Annotated in this window: 17 protein-coding genes; 5 read left to right on the forward strand and 12 right to left on the reverse strand. The window is 65.8% G+C overall.

Annotation, left to right across the window (positions count from 1 at the left end):
* Positions 1 to 89: 89 nt before the first annotated feature.
* From iscA to B7P44_RS11610, 8 genes are all read right to left on the reverse strand, one after another.
* The gene (gene iscA / locus B7P44_RS11575; protein WP_011885413.1) at positions 90 to 413 is read right to left on the reverse strand and encodes an iron-sulfur cluster assembly protein IscA; all 324 of its coding nucleotides are present in this window, start codon (positions 411 to 413) and stop codon (positions 90 to 92) included.
* Positions 414 to 476: 63 nt separating this feature from the next.
* Positions 477 to 884, reverse strand: coding sequence for a Fe-S cluster assembly scaffold IscU (iscU, locus tag B7P44_RS11580; RefSeq protein WP_084904101.1), 408 nt, complete (start codon positions 882 to 884; stop codon positions 477 to 479).
* Positions 885 to 952: 68 nt separating this feature from the next.
* Positions 953 to 2,176: an IscS subfamily cysteine desulfurase gene (locus tag B7P44_RS11585; RefSeq protein ID WP_059749944.1), complete on the reverse strand. Its 1,224-nt coding sequence runs from the start codon at positions 2,174 to 2,176 to the stop codon at positions 953 to 955.
* A 65-nt stretch (positions 2,177 to 2,241) separates the two neighbouring features.
* Positions 2,242 to 2,781 (reverse strand): Fe-S cluster assembly transcriptional regulator IscR, encoded by a 540-nt coding sequence (iscR, locus tag B7P44_RS11590; protein WP_042584372.1) that lies wholly within the window; start codon positions 2,779 to 2,781, stop codon positions 2,242 to 2,244.
* Positions 2,782 to 2,903: 122 nt separating this feature from the next.
* Positions 2,904 to 3,386 carry a low molecular weight protein-tyrosine-phosphatase gene (locus tag B7P44_RS11595; RefSeq protein ID WP_084904104.1) on the reverse strand — a complete coding sequence of 161 codons (483 nt, stop codon included), beginning with the start codon at positions 3,384 to 3,386 and terminating at the stop codon, positions 2,904 to 2,906.
* Between the two features lie 101 nt (positions 3,387 to 3,487).
* The gene (locus B7P44_RS11600; RefSeq protein ID WP_084904108.1) at positions 3,488 to 3,712 is read right to left on the reverse strand and encodes a hypothetical protein; all 225 of its coding nucleotides are present in this window, start codon (positions 3,710 to 3,712) and stop codon (positions 3,488 to 3,490) included.
* Positions 3,713 to 3,849: 137 nt separating this feature from the next.
* The gene (locus tag B7P44_RS11605; RefSeq protein ID WP_084904111.1) at positions 3,850 to 5,262 is read right to left on the reverse strand and encodes a lactate utilization protein B; all 1,413 of its coding nucleotides are present in this window, start codon (positions 5,260 to 5,262) and stop codon (positions 3,850 to 3,852) included.
* Positions 5,263 to 5,297: 35 nt separating this feature from the next.
* Complete coding sequence (locus B7P44_RS11610; RefSeq protein WP_084904114.1) at positions 5,298 to 6,020, reverse strand: (Fe-S)-binding protein; 723 nt, start codon at positions 6,018 to 6,020, stop codon at positions 5,298 to 5,300.
* Between the two features lie 181 nt (positions 6,021 to 6,201).
* Between B7P44_RS11610 and B7P44_RS11620 the strand changes: the two genes are divergently transcribed.
* The gene (locus B7P44_RS11620) at positions 6,202 to 7,011 is read left to right on the forward strand and encodes an IclR family transcriptional regulator (RefSeq protein WP_084904118.1); all 810 of its coding nucleotides are present in this window, start codon (positions 6,202 to 6,204) and stop codon (positions 7,009 to 7,011) included.
* A gap of 100 nt (positions 7,012 to 7,111) precedes the next feature.
* On the opposite strand, the gene pbpG is transcribed toward B7P44_RS11620, so the two are convergent.
* Entirely contained in the window at positions 7,112 to 8,242 is a 1,131-nt protein-coding gene (gene pbpG, locus B7P44_RS11625; protein ID WP_084904121.1) for a D-alanyl-D-alanine endopeptidase, read from the reverse strand.
* Positions 8,243 to 8,895: 653 nt separating this feature from the next.
* Here pbpG and B7P44_RS11630 point away from each other — a divergent pair.
* Entirely contained in the window at positions 8,896 to 9,462 is a 567-nt protein-coding gene (locus B7P44_RS11630) for a phasin family protein (protein WP_084904125.1), read from the forward strand.
* Between the two features lie 252 nt (positions 9,463 to 9,714).
* On the opposite strand, the gene lpdA is transcribed toward B7P44_RS11630, so the two are convergent.
* From lpdA to aceE, 3 genes are all read right to left on the reverse strand, one after another.
* Positions 9,715 to 11,478: a dihydrolipoyl dehydrogenase gene (gene lpdA / locus B7P44_RS11635; protein WP_084904127.1), complete on the reverse strand. Its 1,764-nt coding sequence runs from the start codon at positions 11,476 to 11,478 to the stop codon at positions 9,715 to 9,717.
* 277 nt (positions 11,479 to 11,755) lie between these two features.
* Positions 11,756 to 13,393, reverse strand: a complete 1,638-nt coding sequence (aceF, locus tag B7P44_RS11640) for a dihydrolipoyllysine-residue acetyltransferase (protein ID WP_084904130.1) — start codon at positions 13,391 to 13,393, stop codon at positions 11,756 to 11,758.
* Positions 13,394 to 13,463: 70 nt separating this feature from the next.
* Positions 13,464 to 16,160 carry a pyruvate dehydrogenase (acetyl-transferring), homodimeric type gene (gene aceE / locus B7P44_RS11645; RefSeq protein WP_084904133.1) on the reverse strand — a complete coding sequence of 899 codons (2,697 nt, stop codon included), beginning with the start codon at positions 16,158 to 16,160 and terminating at the stop codon, positions 13,464 to 13,466.
* Positions 16,161 to 16,433: 273 nt separating this feature from the next.
* Between aceE and fixL the strand changes: the two genes are divergently transcribed.
* The 3 genes from fixL (at position 16,434) to folD (ending at position 20,692) form a co-directional block, all read left to right on the forward strand.
* The gene (gene fixL / locus B7P44_RS11650) at positions 16,434 to 18,950 is read left to right on the forward strand and encodes an oxygen sensor histidine kinase FixL (protein WP_084904135.1); all 2,517 of its coding nucleotides are present in this window, start codon (positions 16,434 to 16,436) and stop codon (positions 18,948 to 18,950) included.
* Positions 18,947 to 19,585: an oxygen response regulator transcription factor FixJ gene (gene fixJ / locus B7P44_RS11655; protein WP_006493245.1), complete on the forward strand. Its 639-nt coding sequence runs from the start codon at positions 18,947 to 18,949 to the stop codon at positions 19,583 to 19,585. Before fixL ends, fixJ begins: the two co-directional genes overlap by 4 nt.
* Positions 19,586 to 19,834: 249 nt before the next feature.
* Positions 19,835 to 20,692 (forward strand): bifunctional methylenetetrahydrofolate dehydrogenase/methenyltetrahydrofolate cyclohydrolase FolD, encoded by an 858-nt coding sequence (gene folD, locus B7P44_RS11660; RefSeq protein WP_084904139.1) that lies wholly within the window; start codon positions 19,835 to 19,837, stop codon positions 20,690 to 20,692.
* Positions 20,693 to 20,733 lie beyond the last annotated feature (41 nt).

Raw genomic sequence — 20,733 nt, forward strand, 5'->3', positions numbered from 1 at the left:
GTTCAATTCCGGTTCGTCGCGCGGGCAAACGCCGCGCATTAAAAAGGCGGCACGCGCCGCCTGTTGCCCGCTTCGAGCGGCACCCCGCGTCACACGCGGAACGATTCGCCGCAGCCGCACTCGTCCTTCACGTTCGGGTTGTTGAACTTGAACCCTTCGTTCAGGCCCTCGCGCGCGAAATCGAGTTCGGTGCCGTCGATGTACGCAAGGCTCTTCGGGTCGACGACGACCTTCACGCCATGGCTTTCGAACACCTGATCCTCGGGAGCCAGCTCGTCGACATACTCGAGCTTGTACGCGAGCCCCGAGCACCCGGTCGTGCGAACGCCAAGCCGCAGGCCCACACCCTTGCCGCGACGGACGAGGTATTTCTGGACGTGCTGTGCTGCTTTTTCGGTCAGTGTAATTGCCATGATGTCCTTGCCGCCGCGCGCCGATCGCGGTGCGCGACGTTCCAGCTAGTCGCTCGATTCCGCTCAGGCGGCTGCCTGATCGCCTTCATTGACGTCGTGACGCTTCTTGTAGTCGGCCACGGCCGCCTTGATCGCGTCTTCCGCGAGGATCGAACAGTGAATCTTCACCGGCGGCAGCGCCAGTTCCTCGGCGATCTGCGTGTTCTTGATCGAAAGCGCCTCGTCGAGCGTCTTGCCCTTCACCCATTCGGTCACGAGCGAGCTCGACGCGATCGCCGAGCCGCAACCGTAGGTCTTGAACTTTGCGTCTTCGATCACGCCGTCCGCGCCCACGCGAATCTGCAGCTTCATCACGTCGCCGCAGGCCGGCGCGCCCACCATGCCGGTGCCAACCGCGTCGTCGTCCTTCGCGAACGAACCGACGTTGCGCGGGTTTTCGTAGTGATCCAGAACCTTGTTGCTGTAAGACATGACTCAGACTCCTTGACTCGTTGCGTCTGCGTGCGCCAATCCGCCCGCATGTGTATTCAATGCGGTGTTCAGTGCGCGGCCCATTCGATCGTCGACAGATCGATGCCTTCCTGGTGCATTTCCCAAAGCGGCGACAGTTCGCGCAGCTTCGCGATCTTGCTGTTCAGCAGATTGACCACGTAGTCCACCTCCTGCTCCGTCGTGAAGCGGCCGACCGTGAAGCGGATCGAGCTGTGCGCGAGCTCGTCGTTGCGGCCAAGCGCGCGCAGCACGTACGACGGCTCAAGCGAAGCCGACGTGCACGCGGAGCCCGACGACACCGCGACGTCCTTGATCGCCATGATCAGCGACTCGCCTTCGACGAAGTTGAAGCTGATGTTCAGGTTATGCGGGATACGGTGCTCCATGTCACCGTTCACATACGTTTCCTCGATCTGCGACAGGCCGCGCAGCAGCTTGTCGCGCAGCATGCGGACGCGCTCGTTCTCGGTCGCCATTTCTTCGCGGGCGATGCGGAACGCCTCGCCCATGCCGACGATCTGGTGCGTCGGCAGCGTGCCCGAGCGCATCCCGCGCTCATGTCCGCCGCCGTGCATCTGCGCTTCGATGCGCACGCGCGGCTTGCGGCGCACGTACAGCGCGCCGATGCCCTTCGGGCCGTAGGTCTTGTGCGCGGAGAACGACATCAGGTCGACCTTCAGCTTCGCAAGGTCGATCTCGACCTTGCCGGTCGCCTGCGCGGCGTCGACGTGGAACACGATGCCCTTCTCGCGGCAGATCTCGCCGATCGTCTCGATGTCCTGGATCACGCCGATCTCGTTGTTGACGTGCATCACCGACACGAGGATCGTGTCCGGGCGCAGCGCGGCCTTGAACACGTCGAGGTCGACCAGGCCGTCTTCCTTCACGTCCAGGTAGGTGACTTCGAAGCCGTCGCGCTCGAGCTCGCGGCAGGTGTCGAGCACGGCCTTGTGCTCGGTCTTCACCGTGATGATGTGCTTGCCCTTGCCCTTGTAGAAATTCGCGGCGCCCTTGATCGCGAGGTTGTCCGATTCGGTCGCGCCGGACGTCCAGATGATCTCGCGCGGATCGGCGTTCACGAGCGCGGCCACCTGCTCGCGCGCCTCTTCGACTGCGCGCTCCGCGTCCCAGCCGTATGCGTGGCTGCGCGACGCCGGGTTGCCGAACTGCTCGCGCAGGTACGGCACCATCTTGTCGACCACGCGCGGATCAACCGGCGTCGTCGCGCTGTAATCCATGTAGATGGGCAGGTGGAGAGTCTCTTGGGTCATCTGTCGCTCCGGGTATTCTGTGCAGGGACTATGCGTTGTAGGGTGTCAGCGGGCTGGCTTCTCGCTCACGAACTCGCGATGTTGAACACCGAATTCGGGCCGAGCGGCATCGTGCGCACCGGCTCGGCGGGCGCGGCGACGGGCTCCGGCGCGCGCCGGTCGCGCAGCACCGCGGGCGCGCCCTCGCGCGTGCGCTGCTGATCGACGAGATCCTGCAGCGAGACCGAATCGAGGTATTCGACCATTTTCTGGTTCAGCGTCGCCCACAGCTCGTGCGTCATGCAGTGGCCGTCGGGCTGCTTCGAGCCGTCGCACGTGCCCTTGCCGCCGCACTGCGTGGCATCGAGCGGTTCGTCGACCGCGATGATGATGTCGGCGACGGTGACGTCCTGTGCGCGGCGCGCGAGGTTGTAGCCGCCGCCCGGTCCGCGCACGGACTCGACAATTTCGTGTCTGCGCAGCTTGCCGAACAGCTGTTCGAGGTACGAGAGCGAAATCCGCTGGCGCTGGCTGATGCCTGCAAGCGTCACCGGGCCCTGCTCCTGGCGCAGTGCCAAGTCAATCATCGCCGTGACGGCGAAACGGCCTTTGGTGGTGAGTCTCATGGTGGTGTTAGGGGACTGCAATCTTGACGATTTTGGTCAAGTATAAATATTTGACGAATTTAGTCAAGTATCCCTGTCTTCGACAGGGTATTCGCGAAGCGGTTAATGAAAACCGGCCGAAGTCAGCGCGGCGCGCGCTGGCGCAGCGTGTCCAGCAGGCCGCGGCACGCGGCCTCGCACTGGTCGAGCACCTGCTCGAAGCCCTGCGCGCCGCCGAAATAAGGGTCGGCGACCTCGGACGCCGTCGCGCCGGCCGCGAATTCCATCAGCAGCCGCACCTTGTCGCGATACTGCGCGGGACAGCGCCGGTGCAATTCCGCGAGATTGGCCTCGTCCATCGCCAGCAGCAGGTCGAAGCGCTCGAAATCGGCTGCGCTCACCTGCCGCGCGCGCAGCGCCGACAGGTCGTAGCCGCGCGTACGCGCTGCCGCCTGGGCGCGGGCGTCGGGCGGCTCGCCGACGTGCCAGTCGCCGGTGCCGGCCGAATCGACATCGATCCGGTCCGCCAGCCCGGCAGCTTCCACCTGATGGCGCATCACGCCCTCGGCGGTCGGGGAACGGCAGATGTTGCCGAGACAGACGAAACAGATCGCAACGCGGGTCATCGCACTACCGGAAGGCCGCGGCGAACCGCGCAAACGAAGAACGCGTCATTATACAAAGGCGCCCGGAATTGCGCCGTCGCTGCACGCGACGGCGACCTGCGTCAAAGCGCCTTGGGCGCCGCGAGCACGACACTGCCGGCGGCAGGCAACGGCTTCGCCACGTCGCCGACGAGCCCGAACGACACGGCGCGCGCCAGCTCGGCGGATGCCTGGTGAACCGCGAGCGGCCCCCGCGACGGCGCGTCGCCGACGGCATGCAGATAAGCGGCAGCCGCGAGCGGCACGACGATCGCCAACGGCCAGTACATCGATATTGTCTTTTTCATGATGCGACCTCCTTGACCTGACGTCCCCGGAACCCTCTCCCGGGGACTACAGGCCAGATTCTATAGACCGCATCTATCAAGATAAATACGTAAATAGTGAACTCAGTGTTGCTGCCGGATGAACAGTCGCGCGGCGTTCAGCCGAGATGGCTGCGCGACGCGGCGTACAGTTCGCGGAACGTGCGCCCGGTCGGCACCGGCAGGTCGCGTGTCGCCATCCAGCCACCCATCATCGGCAGGCGCCGCAGCATGCCGCCCCTGCCGCCGAGCCGCTCGAGGATGCGCACTGCAAGTTTCGTCGTCAGCGCATAGAGCGTCGGGCGGCGCGCGACGAAGCCCCACGCGGCCAGCGCCGCGCGCTCGCGCCACGGCCGCAGATGGCGCTCGACCTGCTTCTCGCGCAGCGTGCGCAGCAGGTGCGACAGCGGGATACCCACCGGGCAGACGCTGTCGCACTCGCCGCACAGCGTCGCCGCCTGCGGCAGGTCGAGCGCGCGGTCGAGGCCGACATAGCTCGGCGTCAGCACCGACCCCATCGGCCCCGGATAGACCCAGCCATAGGTGTGGCCGCCGACCTTCTGATACACCGGGCAATGGTTCATGCAAGCGCCGCAGCGAATGCAGCGCAGCATCTCCTGGAATTCGCCGCCGATGAGGCCGGTGCGGCCGCCGTCGACGAGCACCACGTACATGTGCTCCGGACCGTCCTCGTCGCCCGGCCCGCGCGGCCCGGTCAGCAGCGAGAAATAGTTCGACGTCTTCTGACCGGTCGCCGAGCGCGGCAGCAGGCGCATCGCGGTCGCGAGATCCTCGAGCGTCGGCAGCACCTTCTCGATGCCGGTCACGGCGACGTGCACGCGCGGCATCACCGTGCACATCCCCTCGTTGCCCTCGTTCGTGACGAGCGCGACCGAGCCCGTCTCGGCAATCACGAAGTTGCCGCCCGTCACGCCCATGTCGGCCGACAGGAAATGCGGACGCAGCACCTCGCGCGCCTCGCGCGTCATGTCGGGAATCTCGGTCAGGCGCTCGCGGTGATGGGTGCGCGCGAACAGGTCGGCGATCTCGTCCTTGTCCTTGTGCACGACGGGCGCGATGATGTGGCTCGGCGGCTCGTTGTCGTTGATCTGCAGGATGTACTCGCCGAGATCCGTCTCGATCGACTGCACGCCCAGCTGGCCGAGCACCTCGTTCAAGCGCATTTCCTCGGACACCATCGACTTGGTCTTGATGACCTTCTTCACGTCGTGACGGCGCGCGATGTCGGCGACGAGGCGCGCCGCGTCGGCCGTCGTTTCCGCGAACAGCACCGTCGTGCCGCGCCGCGTCGCCTCCCGTTCGAACGCATCGAGCCACACGTCGAGGTTCTCGAGCGCGCGATTGCGGCGCGCCTTGAGCGCCGCGCGCGTCGCCGGGAAGTCGATCTGCGTCATCGCGTCGGCCCGCGCGGACACGAACTTCGTCGACAGCTTCTTCAGGTTCTGCTGCAGGCGCTGGTCGGCCAGCTTCTGGCCGGCGCGCGCCTTGAAATGCATCGATTGAACTTGCATCGCGGTATCGGGGGAAAAGTGAGCGGACCCGGGCGTCAGACGTCGCCCGCCAGCACCTGCGCGATGTGCAGCACGCGCGTGTCGCGGTCGCCGGTGCGGCGCAACCGCCCTTCGATGTTCAGCATGCAGCCGAGATCGCCGAGCACGACGGCGCCCGCGCCCGAGGCGCGCACATTCGCGCATTTCTCGTCCGCGATCGCCGTCGAGATGTCGCCGTACTTGACCGCGAACGTGCCGCCGAAGCCACAGCAGTGCTCGCAGTCCTTCATCTCGGTGACCGCCACGCCGCGTTGCGCGAGCAGCGCCCGCGGCTGCGCTTTCACGCCGAGCTCGCGCAGCCCCGAGCACGAATCGTGGTACGTGACCGGACCCGCGAATTCGCCGCGTTCGAGCGTGACCTTCGCGACGTTCGCGAGGAAGTCGGTCAGTTCATACACCTTTTGCTGGAATCGGGAATAGCGCCCCATCAATTCGGGATCGTCGCGAAACAGGTCGCCGTAGTGCGTGCGGATCATCCCGCCGCACGAGCCCGACGGCGCGACGACGTAGTCGAACTGCTCGAACTCGCGCAGCGTCTTCTCGGCGAGATCGCGCGCGAGCGCGCGGTCGCCGGAGTTGTAGGCCGGCTGTCCGCAGCAGGTTTGCGCGGGCGGCACGATCACCTCGAAGCCCGCATCGCGGATCAGCTTGAGCGCGGAAAAACCGATTTCGGGACGCATCAGATCGACCAGACAGGTCACGAACAAACCGACTCGCATAGGCGCTCCTTCGAGAAAACGGCTCTCATTATCCGCCGTTTGCCCGGCAAGACCAACGCCGGCGCGCGCGGCCCGGCCGCCTAGAACCCATGCGAGGACTTCCTCGAACGCCGTTCGCTTTTTTCACTATACGAGATACAATCGGCGCAACAGCGCATGACGCAGCAACCGATTCCCCGACATGACCAACCCGACCCCGGATTCCAAAACGTCGATCCAGGTGATCGAACGCATGATGCGGCTGCTGGACGCGCTCGCCGCGCACAGCGACCCCGTCAGCCTGAAAGAACTGGCGCAGCGCACCGAGCTGCATCCGTCGACCGCGCACCGTATCCTCAACGACATGGTGACCTGCCGGCTGGTCGACCGCTCCGATCCGGGCACGTACCGTCTCGGGATGCGGCTGCTCGAGCTCGGCAACCTCGTGAAGGCGCGCCTGTCGGTGCGCGACGCGGCGCTGATGCCGATGCGCGAGCTGCACCGCCTCACCGGGCAGACGGTGAACCTGTCGGTGCGTCAAGGCGACGAGATCGTCTACATCGAGCGGGCCTATTCGGAGCGCTCCGGGATGCAGGTCGTGCGCGCGATCGGCGGACGCGCGCCGCTGCACCTGACGTCGGTCGGCAAGCTGTTCCTCGCGGCCGACGAAACGACGCGGGTGCGCGCGTATGCGACGCGCACGGGGCTCGCCGGCCACACGCAGAACAGCATCACGGACATCACGAAGCTCGAGCGTGAACTGACGATCGTGCGCCAGCAATCGTGCGCACGCGACAACGAGGAGCTGGAGCTGGGCGTGCGCTGCATCGCGGCGGGCATTTACGACGACTCGGGCAAGCTCGTCGCGGGGCTGTCGCTGTCGGCGCCGGCCGATCGCCTGCAGGACGCGTGGCTCGGCCAGCTGAGCCGCACCGCGCTGACCATCTCGGAATCGCTCGGCTACCGGCCGGAAAACGCGAAGGAACTGGACGGCCTGCAGCGGCAGGCCTGAACCGCCGCCACGCGACTCATCGGACGAAAAAAAGCCCCGCGTTTTGCGGGGCTTTTTGCTGTCTGCTGCGTGTGGCGGCATCGACGCCGCCCCAGCCGGATCAGGTGCCGCCGTTCGGCGCGTTGGCCGCCGTCAGGCGCTCGCCGCCGCCGGCGTCGAGCCAGTTGCGCAGGCGCGCCGCATCGGCGAAGCGCGAGTACTTGCCGAACGAATCCAGCAGCACCATCACCATCGGATGACCATGGATCGTCGCCTGCATCACGAGGCACTCGCCGGCTTCGTTGATGAAGCCGGTCTTCTGCAGGCCGATGTCCCACGAGTTGTTGCCGCGAATCAGCGCGTTCGTGCTGTTGTAGGCCAGGTTCCGCTTGCCCGTGTTCACCTCGTAGCTGCGATCGGTCGAGAACTTGCGGATCAGCGGATACTGGTACGCCGCGTTGACCATCTTCACGAGGTCGCGCGCGCTCGACACGTTCTGGCTCGACAGCCCGGTCGAGTTCTCGAAATGCGTGTCGGCCATGCCGAGCGTCTTCGCCTTTGCGTTCATCGCCGCGATGAACGCCGGACGGCCGCCCGGGTAGTAGCGCGACATCGACGCCGCGGCGCGATTCTCGGACGCCATCAGCGCGATGTGCAGCATGTCTTCGCGCGACAGCACCGAGCCGACCGACAGGCGCGAACCCGTGCCCTTCTCGTAGTCGCGGTCCTCGTCGGTGACTTCGATCTGGTCGGTCAGCGGCAGCTTCGAGTCGAGCACGACCATCGCCGTCATCAGCTTCGTGATCGACGCGATCGGCACGACCGCATGCGAATTCTTGTCGAACAGCGGCTCGCCGCTGTTCTGGTCGACGACGTACGCGACGCTCGAGCGCAGCGCGAGCGAATCGGGCGTGTCGTGCAGCCCGAACGCCTGGCCGACGGACGGCTGGCGCGGCTGGAACGCGACCCGGCGCACCGCGCCGTGGTGGCGCACGTTCGCGGCAAGGGTTGCGCGCTTGCGCACCGACTTCGCGCGCGGCACGTCGTCGGCGGACGCCGATTTCACCGACTTCTTCGCGGACGAAGCGGTCGCTTTCTTCTTGGCGGCTTGGTGGGTCTTCGCAGTGGCGGCAAAGGCGTCAGTAGGCGTCATGGTGACGGTGGCCGCCAGCAAGGCGACGGCGACCGACACCGCCGTGCCGAGCGCCATGCTCTGCAACATTCTGCGCGGTGAAAACGATTCGGCTTTCATTGGGGTCTGGACAAAGCGGCGGGAGGTTTCCGCAAGTGTAGTTAAGGCTGAAAAAATAAGCAATATTAGGCACTTACCGATCGTCTTTAAACCGGATTGTAAGCGTCGTCGAAGCTTTGATCGATCGACACCCCCGCCCCCATCAAAAAAAATCATGACGGGTGCACAGCCCCACAGTGCTCGTCTCCCGATTACCGCTCGGTTAATTGAGATAACGTCACTTTCAGGGCAATTTAAAGCGGGGAAACTACGTATCCGGCGCTCGGAGCGCCATACTGCGCGCGTGTCGGCCGCGACGAAGGCACTTCGCCCCGGCCGCACGAAACGGCGCGCTTTTCGACAAGAACAAGAGGACAACGTTCCACCCCCCTGTCAGGTTTACTTGCGCGCGATCGTGGTGCGGCCGGCGTGCGCGAGGTGCGTGCGCACCATGTGGGAAAGTGCGTGGAACCGTTTCCTTAACGTGACGATAACTCGTTGTTTTGTCGATAAATTGTCACGATTGTGCAACGCACAAAAATTGCTTGACATTGGCTTCGTCTGCCCTAAAATAGGTTCCATTGCTGCGTTGCACAAAGCGCGCGCATCCGTGGTTCCCCAGCGTAGTGCCCTTTATCCTTGCGATCGTCGCGATCGCCTTTCAGGAGCTTGACATGTCTTTGCTGACCCCCGAGCAAATCGCCGCCGCACAGAAAGCCAACCTCGAAAGCCTGTTCGGTCTGACCACGACGGCGTTCGAAGGCATCGAAAAGCTGATCGAACTGAACCTGCAAGTCGTGAAGTCGACGCTCGCCGAGACGCAGGAAAACGCACAGCGCCTGCTGTCGGTGAAGGATGCACAGGAACTGATCGCGCTGCAGGCGAGCCTCACGCAGCCGGTCGCGGAAAAGGCGCTGGCATACGGCCGTCACGTGTATGAAATCGCGTCGGCCACGCAGGCTGAATTCGCGAAGGTCGCGGAAGCGCAGTACGAAGAGCAGAACAAGAAGGTCCAGGCACTCGTCGACAACGTCGCGAAGAACGCGCCGGCCGGTTCGGAAACGGCCGTCGCCGCGCTGAAGTCGGCGCTGAACGCCGCGAGCACGACGTACGAAACCGTGCAGAAGGCTGCGAAGCAAGCGGTCGAGATCGCTGAAACGAACTTCAACGCCGCCGCCGCCGTTGCGACGAAGGCTGCCAGCGCCGCTGCATCGCGCCGCGCAACCAAGCCGGCTGCATAAGCCTCAGCGTTTCTGTCGCTCCGGAAAGGCCGCGCTCAGCGCGGCTTTTTCTTTTTTGGGGCGTGACCGATGCGCCGCGGGCGTTCGGCGGCCCTGTCGGCCCCGGTGCATCCGCTCCTCGCGCGATCATCCGGACACAGTCGCCCCGCCCGCGCCTGAACAAACAAAAAAAACGGCGCTTCCCCGATTGGCGGGAAGCGCCGTTCTTGCCGGGCCGGCGCACGACGGCGCCGGCGGCATTGCAGCGATGCGTTACTTCTTGCGCTGCGGCGGCAGGTCCGTGCAGACGCCTTCGTACAGTTCGGCTGCCATGCCGACCGATTCGCCGAGCGTCGGGTGCGGGTGGATCGTCTTGCCGATGTCTTCCGCGTCCGCGCCCATTTCGACGGCCAGGCACACTTCGCTGATCAGGTCGCCCGCGTTCAGGCCGACGATGCCGCCGCCGATCACGCGATGGGTTTCCTCGTCGAAGATCAGCTTCGTGAAGCCTTCGTCGCGGCCGTTCGCGATCGCGCGACCCGACGCGGCCCACGGGAACACCGCCTTGCCGTACTTGATGCCTTCGGCCTTGCACTGCTCTTCCGTCTTGCCGGCCCACGCCACTTCCGGATCGGTGTATGCGACCGACGGGATCTGCAGCGCATCGAAGTAGGCCTTCTCGCCGTGCGCCGCTTCCGCTGCGACGTGGCCTTCGTGCACGGCCTTGTGCGCGAGCATCGGCTGACCGACGACGTCGCCGATCGCGAAGATGTGCGGCACGTTGGTGCGCATCTGCCTGTCGACGTCGATGAAGCCGCGATCCGTGACGGCGACGCCCGCGTTCTCGGCGCCGATCTTCTTGCCGTTCGGGCTGCGGCCGACCGCCACCAGCACGAGGTCGTAGCGCTGCGGCTCCGCCGGCGCCTTCTCGCCCTCGAACTTCACGTAGATGCCGTCTTCCTTCGCTTCCGCGCCGACCGTCTTGGTCTTCAGCATCACGTTGCCGAAGCGCTTCGCGTTGTACTTTTCCCAGACCTTGACGAGGTCGCGGTCCGCGCCGTTCATCAGGTTGTCGAGCATTTCGACGACGTCGATCTCGGCGCCGAGCGTCGCATAGACGGTGGCCATTTCGAGGCCGATGATGCCGCCGCCGATCACGAGCATCCGCTTCGGTTGCTGGCGCAGCTCGAGCGCGCCGGTCGAATCGACGATGCGCGGATCATCCGGCAGGAACGGCAGCTTCACCGACTGCGAGCCGGCCGCGATGATCGCCTGCTTGAACTTCACGACCTTCTTGCCGCCGTCGCCCTGCACTTCCATGTGATACGGATCGACGAACGCACCGACGCCCGTCACGACCTCGACCTTGCGCGCTTTCGCCATGCCGGCGAGGCCCGTCGTCAGCTTCTTCACGACGCCCGACTTGAAGTCGCGCAGCTTGTCGAGATTGATTTCCGGCTTGCCGAACGAGATGCCGTGCGACGCGAGCGCTTCCGCTTCGTCGATGACGAGCGCGGTGTGCAGCAGCGCCTTCGACGGGATGCAGCCGACGTTCAGGCACACGCCGCCGAGCGTCGAATAGCGTTCGACGAGCACGGTCTTCATGCCGAGATCGGCTGCGCGGAACGCGGCCGAGTAGCCGCCGGGGCCGGCGCCGAGTACGAGCATGTCGCACTCGATGTCGGCGGCGCCGGCATAGCTGCCTGCCTGCGGCGCAGCCGCCGGAGCGGCTGTGGGCGCGGCGGCCGGCGCCGCCGGCTTGGCCGGCTCGGCCGCCTTCGCGGGCGCCGCGGCAGCGGCAGCGGCTTCGACGATTGCGATCACGGTGCCTTGCGAGACCTTGTCGCCGGCCTTGACCTTGATTTCCTTGACGGTGCCGGCGACGTCGCTCGGCACTTCCATGGAGGCCTTGTCCGATTCGAGCGTGACGAGCGTTTGCTCTTTTTCGATCACGTCGCCCGGTTGGACATTGACTTCGATGACATCGACGCCGCTGAAATCGCCGATATCCGGAACCTTGACTTCGATGAGACTCATGTACTGTCCCCTTCTTGATTAGCTGCTGACAGACGGAGGGAAACCCGCGAGATAAACCTGGCTACGGCTTGACTGGAGAACGGGGGCATGGGCAGGACCACCTTTGCCGTCCGCCCAAGGACGCGCCTTTCTTTTGGTTACTTTTCTTTGGAAGACAAAGAAAAGTGACCGCCGCCCCGCGCAGGGGCGACGCCAATAGACCGTTAGCAAAACAGGTTCAACGACAGGGCGCGGATAACCGACAGAAAACCCACGCCCCCGCGAGACTCCCTGCTCATCAAAGAATCACTCGACGGAAGTCGCCCAGGAGCGCGCCGAGATAAGCATTGAACCGCGCGGCTTCCGCGCCGTCGATCACGCGATGGTCGTACGACAGCGACAGCGGCAGCGTGAGACGCGGCACGAACTGCTTGCCGTCCCACACCGGCTTCATCTGGCCGCGCGACAACCCGAGGATCGCCACTTCCGGCGCATTGATGATCGGCGTGAAGTTGGTGCCGCCGATCCCGCCGAGCGACGAGATCGAGAAGCAGCCGCCTTGCATCTGGTCCGGCTTCAGCTTGCCCTCGCGCGCCGCCTTCGACAGATCGCTCATTTCCTTCGCGATCTCGACGAGGCCCTTCTTGTCCGCATCGCGGATCACCGGCACGACGAGGCCGTTCGGCGTGTCCGCGGCAAAACCGACGTGGTAGTACTGCTTGAACACGAGGTTGTCGCCGTCGAGGCTCGCGTTGAAGGTCGGGAACTTCTTCAGCGCGGCGACGACCGCCTTGATCACGAACGCGAGCATCGTGAACTTCACGCCCGCCTTCTCATGCTCCTTGTTCAGCTGAACGCGCAGCGCTTCGAGGTCGGTGATGTCCGCTTCGTCGTTGTTCGTGACGTGCGGGATCATCACCCAGTTGCGATGCAGGTTCGCGCCCGAAATCTTCTTGATGCGCGACAGCGGCTTCGCCTCGAACGGGCCGAACTTCGCGAAGTCGACCTTCGGCCACGGCAGCAGGTTCAGCTCGCCGCCGCCTGCCGGCGCGGCCGCTGCGACCGGCGCCGCCCGCTGGCCCGTCATCACGCCCTTCACGAAGTTCGTGACGTCTTCCTTCGTGATGCGGGCCTTCGGACCGCTGCCCTGCACGCGTGCCACGTCGACGCCGAGTTCGCGCGCGAACTTGCGCACCGACGGCGATGCGTGGCTGGCGCGGTATTCGCCGGCCGGCGCAGCTGCAGGAGCCGGAGCCACTGCAGCGGCCGGAGCCGGCGCAGCCTTCGGTGCGGCGGGCGCCGGTGCGGGCGCAGCCGCCGGTGCCGGCGCGCTGGCCTGCGGCGCGGCAGCAGCCGGCGCGCCTGCCGCTTCGAGCAGCACGATCAGCGAGCCTTCCGACACCGCATCGCCGACCTTCACCAGGATGCCCTTCACGACGCCGGCGGCCGGGCTCGGCACGTCCATCGTCGCCTTGTCCGACTCGAGCGTGACGAGCGACTGTTCCTTCTCGACCGTGTCGCCGACCTTCACGCCGATCTCGATCACCGGCACGTCCTTGTAGTCGCCGATGTCCGGCACCTTCACTTCGAGCGTGCCGCCGCCGGCTGCCGCAGGCGCTGCTGCCGGAGCCGCTGCGGGCGCAGCTGCCACCGGTGCGGCGGCAGGCGCGGCCGCGCCGTTCGGCTGCGCGGCTGCGCCGCCTTCGAGCAGGATGATCAGCGAGCCTTCCGACACGGAGTCACCCACCTTCACCTTCACTTCCTTGACCGTGCCGGCCGTCGGGCTCGGCACGTCCATCGTCGCCTTGTCCGACTCGAGCGTGACGAGCGACTGCTCGGGCTCGACCGTGTCGCCCGCCTTCACGAGCACCTCGATGACGGGCACGTCCTTGTAATCGCCGATATCCGGCACCTTCACTTCGATCGCTTGACTCATCTGTTTGTGTCTCCAGGGCCGCGCGCGCCCCTCCCGGCGGCGGCGCGCGGCATCACACGGCGCGTGTGCGTTAAACGGTCATCGGGTTGGGCTTCGACGGATCGAGGTTGTACTTCGCGATCGCGTCGGCGACGACCTTGCGGTTGATCGTGCCTTCGTCCGCGAGCGCATTGAGCGCCGCGACCGTCACCCAGTAGCGGTCGACTTCGAAGAAGTGACGCAGGTTCGCGCGGGTGTCCGAGCGGCCGTAGCCGTCGGTGCCCAGCACGACGAAGCGGCGATCGACCTGGCCGCGGATCTGGTCGACCAGCGCGCGCACGTAGTCGGTCGACGCGATGACCGGGCCCTGCGTGTCCGCCAGGCACTTCTGCACGTGCGACAGGCGGCGCTCCTCGGTCGGATTGAGCAGGTTCCAGCGCTCGACTTCATGGCCTTCGCGCGCGAGCTCGGTGAAGCTCGGCACGCTCCACAGGTCGGCAGCGACGCCCCAGTCGTTCTTCAGCAGGTCGGCGGCGGCGATCACTTCGTTGAAGATCGTGCCCGCGCCGAGCAGCTGGACGCGCGGCGCCTTCTTGTCGGCGTCGGCCTTCTTGAACGCGTACATGCCCTTGATGATGTCGGCCGCCACGTGCTCGCCCTGCGGGATCGCCGGGTGCTCGTAGTTCTCGTTCATCACCGTGACGTAGTAGTACACGTCTTCCTGGTCCTGCACCATGCGGCGCAGGCCGTCCTGGATGATCACCGCGAGTTCGTAGCCGAAGGTCGGGTCGTAGCTCACGCAGTTCGGCACCGACGCCGCCCACAGGAGCGAGTGGCCGTCCTCGTGCTGCAGGCCTTCGCCGTTCAGCGTCGTGCGGCCCGCGGTGCCGCCCAGCAGGAAGCCGCGCGAGCGCATGTCGCCCGCGGCCCATGCGAGGTCGCCGATCCGCTGGAAGCCGAACATCGAGTAGAAGATGTAGAACGGCACCATGATCTCGCCGTGCGTCGAGTACGACGTCGCCGCCGCGATCCAGTCGCACATGCCGCCCGCTTCGTTGATGCCTTCCTGCAGGATCTGGCCGGTTTCCGATTCCTTGTAGAACATCAGCTGGTCGGAATCTTCCGGCACGTACTTCTGGCCTTCCTGGTTCCAGATGCCGATCTGGCGGAACAGGCCTTCCATGCCGAACGTGCGCGACTCGTCCGGGACGATCGGCACGACGCGCTTGCCGAGCGCCTTGTCCTTCAGCAGGATGTTCAGGATCCGCACGAACGCCATCGTCGTCGAGATCTCGCGGCCTTCGCCCGTGCCCTTCAGCAGCGGCTCGAACGCGTCGAGCGCCGGCACCGGCAGCGACGTCGCCTTCTCGCGGCGCTGCGGCAGGTAGCCGCCTAGGTCCATGCGCTGCTTGCGCATGTACTCGAGCTCCTTCGAGCCTTCCTCGAACTTGAGGTACGGCACGTCGGCGATCTGCTCGTCCGTGATCGGCAGGCGGAACTGGTCGCGGAACTTCTTCAGTTGCTCGACCGGCAGCTTCTTCTGCTGGTGCGTGATGTTCATCGCCTGACCGGACTCGCCCATCCCGTAGCCCTTGATGGTCTTCGCGAGGATGACGGTCGGCGCGCCCTTCGTGTTGCTGGCTTCGTGGAACGCCGCGTAGATCTTGTGCGGATCGTGGCCGCCGCGGTTCAGCGCCCAGATGTCGTCATCGGACCAGTCGGCGACGAGCGCCTTCAGTTCCGGCGAGTTGAAGAAGTGCTCGCGGACGAACGCGCCCGATTCCGACTTGTAGGTCTGGTACTCGCCGTCGACGACTTCCATCATGCGGCGCATCAGCGCGCCCGTCTTGTCGCGCGCGAACAGCGCATCCCAGCGGCTGCCCCAGATCACCTTGATCACGTTCCAGCCGGCGCCGCGGAATTCCGACTCCAGTTCCTGGATGATCTTGCCGTTGCCGCGCACCGGTCCGTCGAGACGCTGCAGGTTGCAGTTGATCACGAACACGAGGTTGTCGAGCTTCTCGCGGCTCGCCATGCCGATCGCGCCGAGCGATTCCGGCTCGTCGGTCTCGCCGTCGCCGAGGAACGCCCAGACCTTGCGGCCCTGCGTCTTCGCGATGCCGCGCGCTTCGATGTACTTCATGAAGCGCGCCTGGTAGATCGCCATGATCGGGCCGAGACCCATCGACACGGTCGGGAACTGCCAGAAATCCGGCATCAGCCACGGGTGCGGGTACGACGAGATGCCGTTGCCGCCGACTTCCTGGCGGAAGTTGTCGAGCTGGTTTTCCGACAGGCGGCCGAGCAGGAACGCGCGCGAGTACACGCCCGGCGACGAGTGGCCCTGCACGAACACGAGGTCGCCGCCGTGCTGCTCGGACGGCGCATGCCAGAAGTGGTTGTAGCCGACGTCATAGAGCGTCGCGGCCGATGCGAACGACGCGATGTGGCCGCCGACGTTGGTGTCCTTGCCCGCGCGCAGCACCATGGCCAGTGCGTTCCAGCGCGTGTACGAGCGGATCGTGTGCTCGAGTTCCTGGTCGCCGGGAATCTTCGCCTGGGCTTCGACCGGAATCGTGTTGATGTACGGGGTGTTCGCGGAGAACGGCAGATGCTCGCCGCGCGTGCGCGCGAATTCGATCTGCTTCTCGATCAGGTAGTGCGCACGACCAGTGCCGACGGAGGAGATCACGCCGTCGAGCGCCTCGAGCCATTCGACGGTTTCCTGCGGATCGTCGTCACGCTCGGCGACGACATATTTCATCACTTCGTTAGGTACAGCGGACATTCTCGTCTCCTGGTCCGGAAATGTGAGGATCGCTCTTCGTGCAGACGACGCGACGCGACCGGCTGCGGGCAAGCTCCAGCGGATTGTAATGAGCACGTGCGGCCACGCGCAACAAAATTTTCGGATTACGAGATCATTTCCCGCTATGCGAAATATTGCTGCGGCGCACCCATGTTTCGGGGTTCCGCGGCGCGTCGCCGTGCAGCAAATCCGTTTCCGTTCAACATATCCGGTATAGGTTTTCCATAAATAGCGCTGCGCTACAATCCTGCCATGTTGACCGATCGGCTTTTCGCACGCTCGGCGCGACCGTCGGGCCCGCCGGCAGAGTCGCAGCCGTCCCGTTGGCACCACGGACCGTGGTGGTCCAATTCCTATTTGCTGACGCCCCTCCTGTCGATCCTCGTGTTCCTGGTGGTGATGAGTCTCATTCTATGGAGCCTCAACCGCCGCGAGCAGCAGCAGCAGGAAGACACGCTGTTCCGCAATGTCGCGTGGGCGCAGCAGCAGATCCGCCTGTCGATGACGGGCGCGCAGGAGCAACTCCAGGCGCTGTCGCGCGACCTCGCATCCGGCCGGCTCGACCAGAACGGGTTCCAGATGGCGGTCGCGGACGTGATGCAGACGCATCCCGAAATCCTCTACCTGAACTGGTACACGGCGCCGGGCACGCAGCGCTGGCCGACCGTGCATCCGCCCGTGCTCGGCCAGCGGCTCGCGCGGCCGGGCGACGCGCAGATGCAGGACGCGGTGCGCGGCGCGTACGACGAGGCGCGCAGCTCGCGCCGCCAAGCGTATTCGCCGCTCGTCTACGACGACTTCGGCAACGGCTACATCACGCTGCAGACGCCCGTGATGCGCGGCGACCGCGAATACCTCGGCTCGATCGCCGCCGTGTTCTCGGTCGAAGGGATCCTGAAGCACGACATCCCGCAGGAGCTGTCGTCGAAATACAAGATCTCGATCACCGACGCGAACAACCGCGAGCTGTCGTCGACGTCGTCGCGCCCGCGCCTGCCGCGCGACTCGCACTACGACCTGCCGCTCGATCCGCCCGGCCAGGGCCTGACCGTGCGCGTCTACGCGTTCCCGCAGCTCACCAACCTGACCAACAATACGCTCGTCTGGCTCGTCGCGGGGCTGTCGTGCTTCGTGCTGTGGAGCCTCTGGAGCCTGTGGAAGCACACCCGCCAGCGCTTCGAGGCGCAGCAGGCGCTGTACGCCGAGGCGTTCTTCCGCCGCGCGATGGAGAACTCGGTGCTGATCGGCATGCGCGTGCTCGACATGCACGGCCGCATCACGCACGTGAACCCGGCGTTCTGCCGGATGACCGGCTGGGACGAGAGCGACCTCGTCGGCAAGGTCGCGCCGTTCCCGTACTGGCCGCGCGATTCCTACCCCGAGATGCAGCGCCAGCTCGACATGACGCTGCGCGGCAAGGCGCCGAGCTCCGGCTTCGAGCTGCGCGTGCGGCGCAAGAACGGCACGCTGTTCCATGCGCGCCTGTACGTGTCGCCGCTGATCGACAGCGCCGGCCGCCAGACCGGCTGGATGTCGTCGATGACGGACATCACCGAGCCGAAGCGCGCGCGCGAGGAACTTGCCGCCGCGCACGAGCGCTTCACGACGGTGCTCGAGAGCCTCGACGCCGCGGTGTCGGTGCTCGCCGCCGACGAAGCCGAGCTGCTGTTCGCGAACCGCTATTACCGACACCTGTTCGGCATCCGCCCGGACGGCCACCTCGAGCTGTCCGGCGGCGGCTTCGACCGCGCGCAGGCGTCGTCCGATTCGATCGACATGGTCGACACCTTCGCCGGCCTGCCGGCCGCCGCGCTGACGGGCAGCACCGCGGACGCGCAGGAGGTCTACGTCGAGAGCATCCAGAAGTGGTTCGAGGTGCGCCGCCAGTACATCCAGTGGGTCGACGGCCACCTCGCGCAGATGCAGATCGCGACCGACATCACGACCCGCAAGAAGGCGCAGGAGCTCGCGCACCAGCAGGAAGAGAAGCTGCAGTTCACGAGCCGATTGATGACGATGGGCGAAATGGCGTCGTCGATTGCTCACGAATTGAACCAGCCGCTCGCGGCGATCAACAACTACTGCTCGGGCACGCTCGCGATGGTCAAGAGCGGCCGCGCGACCAACGAAATGCTGGCGCCCGCGCTCGAGAAGACCGCGCAGCAGGCGCTGCGCGCGGGGATGATCGTCAAGCGGATCCGCGAATTCGTGAAGCGCAGCGAGCCGAAGCGCCAGCCGGCCCGGGTCGCGGACATCGTCGCCGACGCGGTCGGGCTCGCCGAAATCGAGGCCAGGAAGCGCAGGATCCGGATCGTCACGGAAATCCTCGCAAGAATGCCTATTATTTATGTCGACCCCGTGCTGATCGAGCAGGTGCTCGTGAACCTGATGAAGAACGCGGCCGAAGCGATGGCCGACGTGAAGCCGGCATCGGCCGACGGCGTGATCCGCGTGATCGCCGATCTGGAGGCGGGCTTCGTCGACATCCGCGTGATCGACCAGGGTCCGGGCGTCGACGAGGCGACCGCCGAGCGCCTGTTCGAGCCGTTCTACAGCACCAAGTCCGACGGCATGGGCATGGGGCTGAACATCTGCCGCTCGATCATCGAATCGCATCGCGGGCGACTGTGGGTGGTCAACAACGTCGAGGCGGATGGCCGCATCTCCGGCGCGACGTTCCACTGCAGCCTGCCCATTGGGGAACCCGCTGATCTGGGCCGAGGGGGGTCCGAGGCATCGGCATCACATACCGTTACGGGAGAATTATGAATAGCCCTGTCACCACCACTCAGGAAACCGTCTTTGTCGTCGACGACGACGAGGCCGTGCGGGACTCGCTGCGCTGGCTGCTGGAGGCGAACGGCTATCGCGTGCAGTGCTTCTCGAGCGCCGAGCAGTTCCTCGATGCGTACCAGCCTGCCCAGCAGGCCGGCCAGATCGCATGCCTGATCCTGGATGTGCGGATGTCCGGCATGAGCGGCCTCGAGTTGCAGGAACGCCTGATCGCCGACAACGCCGCGCTGCCGATCATCTTCGTCACGGGTCACGGCGACGTGCCGATGGCCGTGTCGACGATGAAAAAGGGGGCGATGGACTTTATCGAGAAGCCGTTCGACGAGGCGGAGTTGCGCAAGCTCGTCGAGCGGATGCTCGACAAGGCCCGAAGCGAAAGCAAGAGCGTCCAGGAACAGCGCGCCGCGAGCGAGCGGCTGTCGAAGCTGACCGCCCGCGAGCAGCAGGTGCTCGAGCGGATCATCGCCGGCCGCCTGAACAAGCAGATCGCCGACGATCTCGGCATCAGCATCAAGACGGTCGAAGCGCACCGCGCGAACATCATGGAAAAGCTCAACGTCAACACGGTGGCCGACCTGCTGCGCCTCGCGCTGTCGAAGAAGCAGGCGTGAGCCCCCTCGCGGCCTGGCGAGCCTGCCGGGCCCGCACCTCCGCCCCGCGCGACGCGGCCTGACCGCGGGGCGGCGAGTTTGCATTCGGCGGCCGGCGACCGGCGGCCGGCGATCCGGCGGCCCGCCGATGACGCTTCCCGCGCATTCGCTGTCGGACGGCGGCAGGCGGACGGTATAATTCCGTGCTTTGCTGCGGCGCACCCCGATGCGCCGCACGCCCGCATTCCAACTTCCGCAGAACCCACCACCATGACAGCCCTCCTCATCGACGGCAACGCCCTTTCGAAGACCTTGCGCGCCCAGGCCGCCGAACGCGCCGCCGCGCTGACCGCCCGCGGCCACCAGCCCGGCCTCGCGGTGATCCTCGTCGGCGACAACCCGGCCAGCGAAGTCTATGTGCGCAACAAGATCAAGGCGTGCGAGGACAACGGCTTCTTCTCGCTGAAGGACCGCTATCCGGCGTCGCTGTCCGAAGCGGACCTGCTCGCGCGCATCGACGAACTGAACCGCGATCCGAAGATCCACGGGATCCTCGTCCAGTTGCCGCTGCCGAAGCACATCGACAGCCACAAGGTGATCGAGGCAATCGCGCCGGAGAAGGACGTCGACGGCTTCCACGTCGCGAACGCGGGCGCGCTGATGACCGGCAAGCCGCTGTTCCGCCCGTGCACGCCGTACGGCGTGATGAAGATGTTCGAGGACCACGGCATCTCGCTGCAAGGCGCGAACGCGGTCGTGATCGGCCGCTCGAACATCGTCGGCAAGCCGATGGCGATGCTGCTGCTCGAAGCGGGCGCGACCGTGACAATCTGCCACAGCAAGACGCGCGACCTCGCCGCGCACACGCGGCAGGCCGACGTCGTCGTCGCCGCGGTCGGCAAGCGCAACATCCTGACGGCCGACATGGTGAAGCCGGGCGCGACCGTGATCGACGTCGGCATGAACCGCGACGACGCGGGCAAGCTGTGCGGCGACGTCGACTTCGCGGGCGTGAAGGAAGTGGCCGGCCATATCACGCCGGTGCCGGGCGGTGTCGGCCCGATGACCATCACGATGCTGCTGATCAACACGATCGAAGCCGCCGAGCGCGCCGCCTCGGCCGCCTGACCTGCCTCCCTTCCGCCGGCGCGCGTCCGCGCGCCGGCATC

This window comes from Burkholderia ubonensis subsp. mesacidophila, assembly GCF_002097715.1.
In the GTDB taxonomy this organism is placed as follows: domain Bacteria; phylum Pseudomonadota; class Gammaproteobacteria; order Burkholderiales; family Burkholderiaceae; genus Burkholderia; species Burkholderia mesacidophila.

What these genes read in the sequence shown, in the direction of transcription:
- B7P44_RS11595 (WP_084904104.1), bottom strand. Translation starts at nt 3,386, where the DNA reads ATGACCCGCGTTGCGATCTGTTTCGTCTGTCTCGGCAACATCTGCCGT.
- aceE (WP_084904133.1), bottom strand. Translation starts at nt 16,160, where the DNA reads ATGTCCGCTGTACCTAACGAAGTGATGAAATATGTCGTCGCCGAGCGT.
- iscR (WP_042584372.1), bottom strand. Translation starts at nt 2,781, where the DNA reads ATGAGACTCACCACCAAAGGCCGTTTCGCCGTCACGGCGATGATTGAC.
- lpdA (WP_084904127.1), bottom strand. Translation starts at nt 11,478, where the DNA reads ATGAGTCTCATCGAAGTCAAGGTTCCGGATATCGGCGATTTCAGCGGC.
- B7P44_RS11600 (WP_084904108.1), bottom strand. Translation starts at nt 3,712, where the DNA reads ATGAAAAAGACAATATCGATGTACTGGCCGTTGGCGATCGTCGTGCCG.
- B7P44_RS11585 (WP_059749944.1), bottom strand. Translation starts at nt 2,176, where the DNA reads ATGACCCAAGAGACTCTCCACCTGCCCATCTACATGGATTACAGCGCG.
- iscU (WP_084904101.1), bottom strand. Translation starts at nt 884, where the DNA reads ATGTCTTACAGCAACAAGGTTCTGGATCACTACGAAAACCCGCGCAAC.
- B7P44_RS11610 (WP_084904114.1), bottom strand. Translation starts at nt 6,020, where the DNA reads ATGCGAGTCGGTTTGTTCGTGACCTGTCTGGTCGATCTGATGCGTCCC.
- folD (WP_084904139.1), top strand. Translation starts at nt 19,835, where the DNA reads ATGACAGCCCTCCTCATCGACGGCAACGCCCTTTCGAAGACCTTGCGC.
- fixL (WP_084904135.1), top strand. Translation starts at nt 16,434, where the DNA reads ATGTTGACCGATCGGCTTTTCGCACGCTCGGCGCGACCGTCGGGCCCG.
- B7P44_RS11620 (WP_084904118.1), top strand. Translation starts at nt 6,202, where the DNA reads ATGACCAACCCGACCCCGGATTCCAAAACGTCGATCCAGGTGATCGAA.
- B7P44_RS11605 (WP_084904111.1), bottom strand. Translation starts at nt 5,262, where the DNA reads ATGCAAGTTCAATCGATGCATTTCAAGGCGCGCGCCGGCCAGAAGCTG.
- B7P44_RS11630 (WP_084904125.1), top strand. Translation starts at nt 8,896, where the DNA reads ATGTCTTTGCTGACCCCCGAGCAAATCGCCGCCGCACAGAAAGCCAAC.
- aceF (WP_084904130.1), bottom strand. Translation starts at nt 13,393, where the DNA reads ATGAGTCAAGCGATCGAAGTGAAGGTGCCGGATATCGGCGATTACAAG.
- pbpG (WP_084904121.1), bottom strand. Translation starts at nt 8,242, where the DNA reads ATGAAAGCCGAATCGTTTTCACCGCGCAGAATGTTGCAGAGCATGGCG.
- iscA (WP_011885413.1), bottom strand. Translation starts at nt 413, where the DNA reads ATGGCAATTACACTGACCGAAAAAGCAGCACAGCACGTCCAGAAATAC.
- fixJ (WP_006493245.1), top strand. Translation starts at nt 18,947, where the DNA reads ATGAATAGCCCTGTCACCACCACTCAGGAAACCGTCTTTGTCGTCGAC.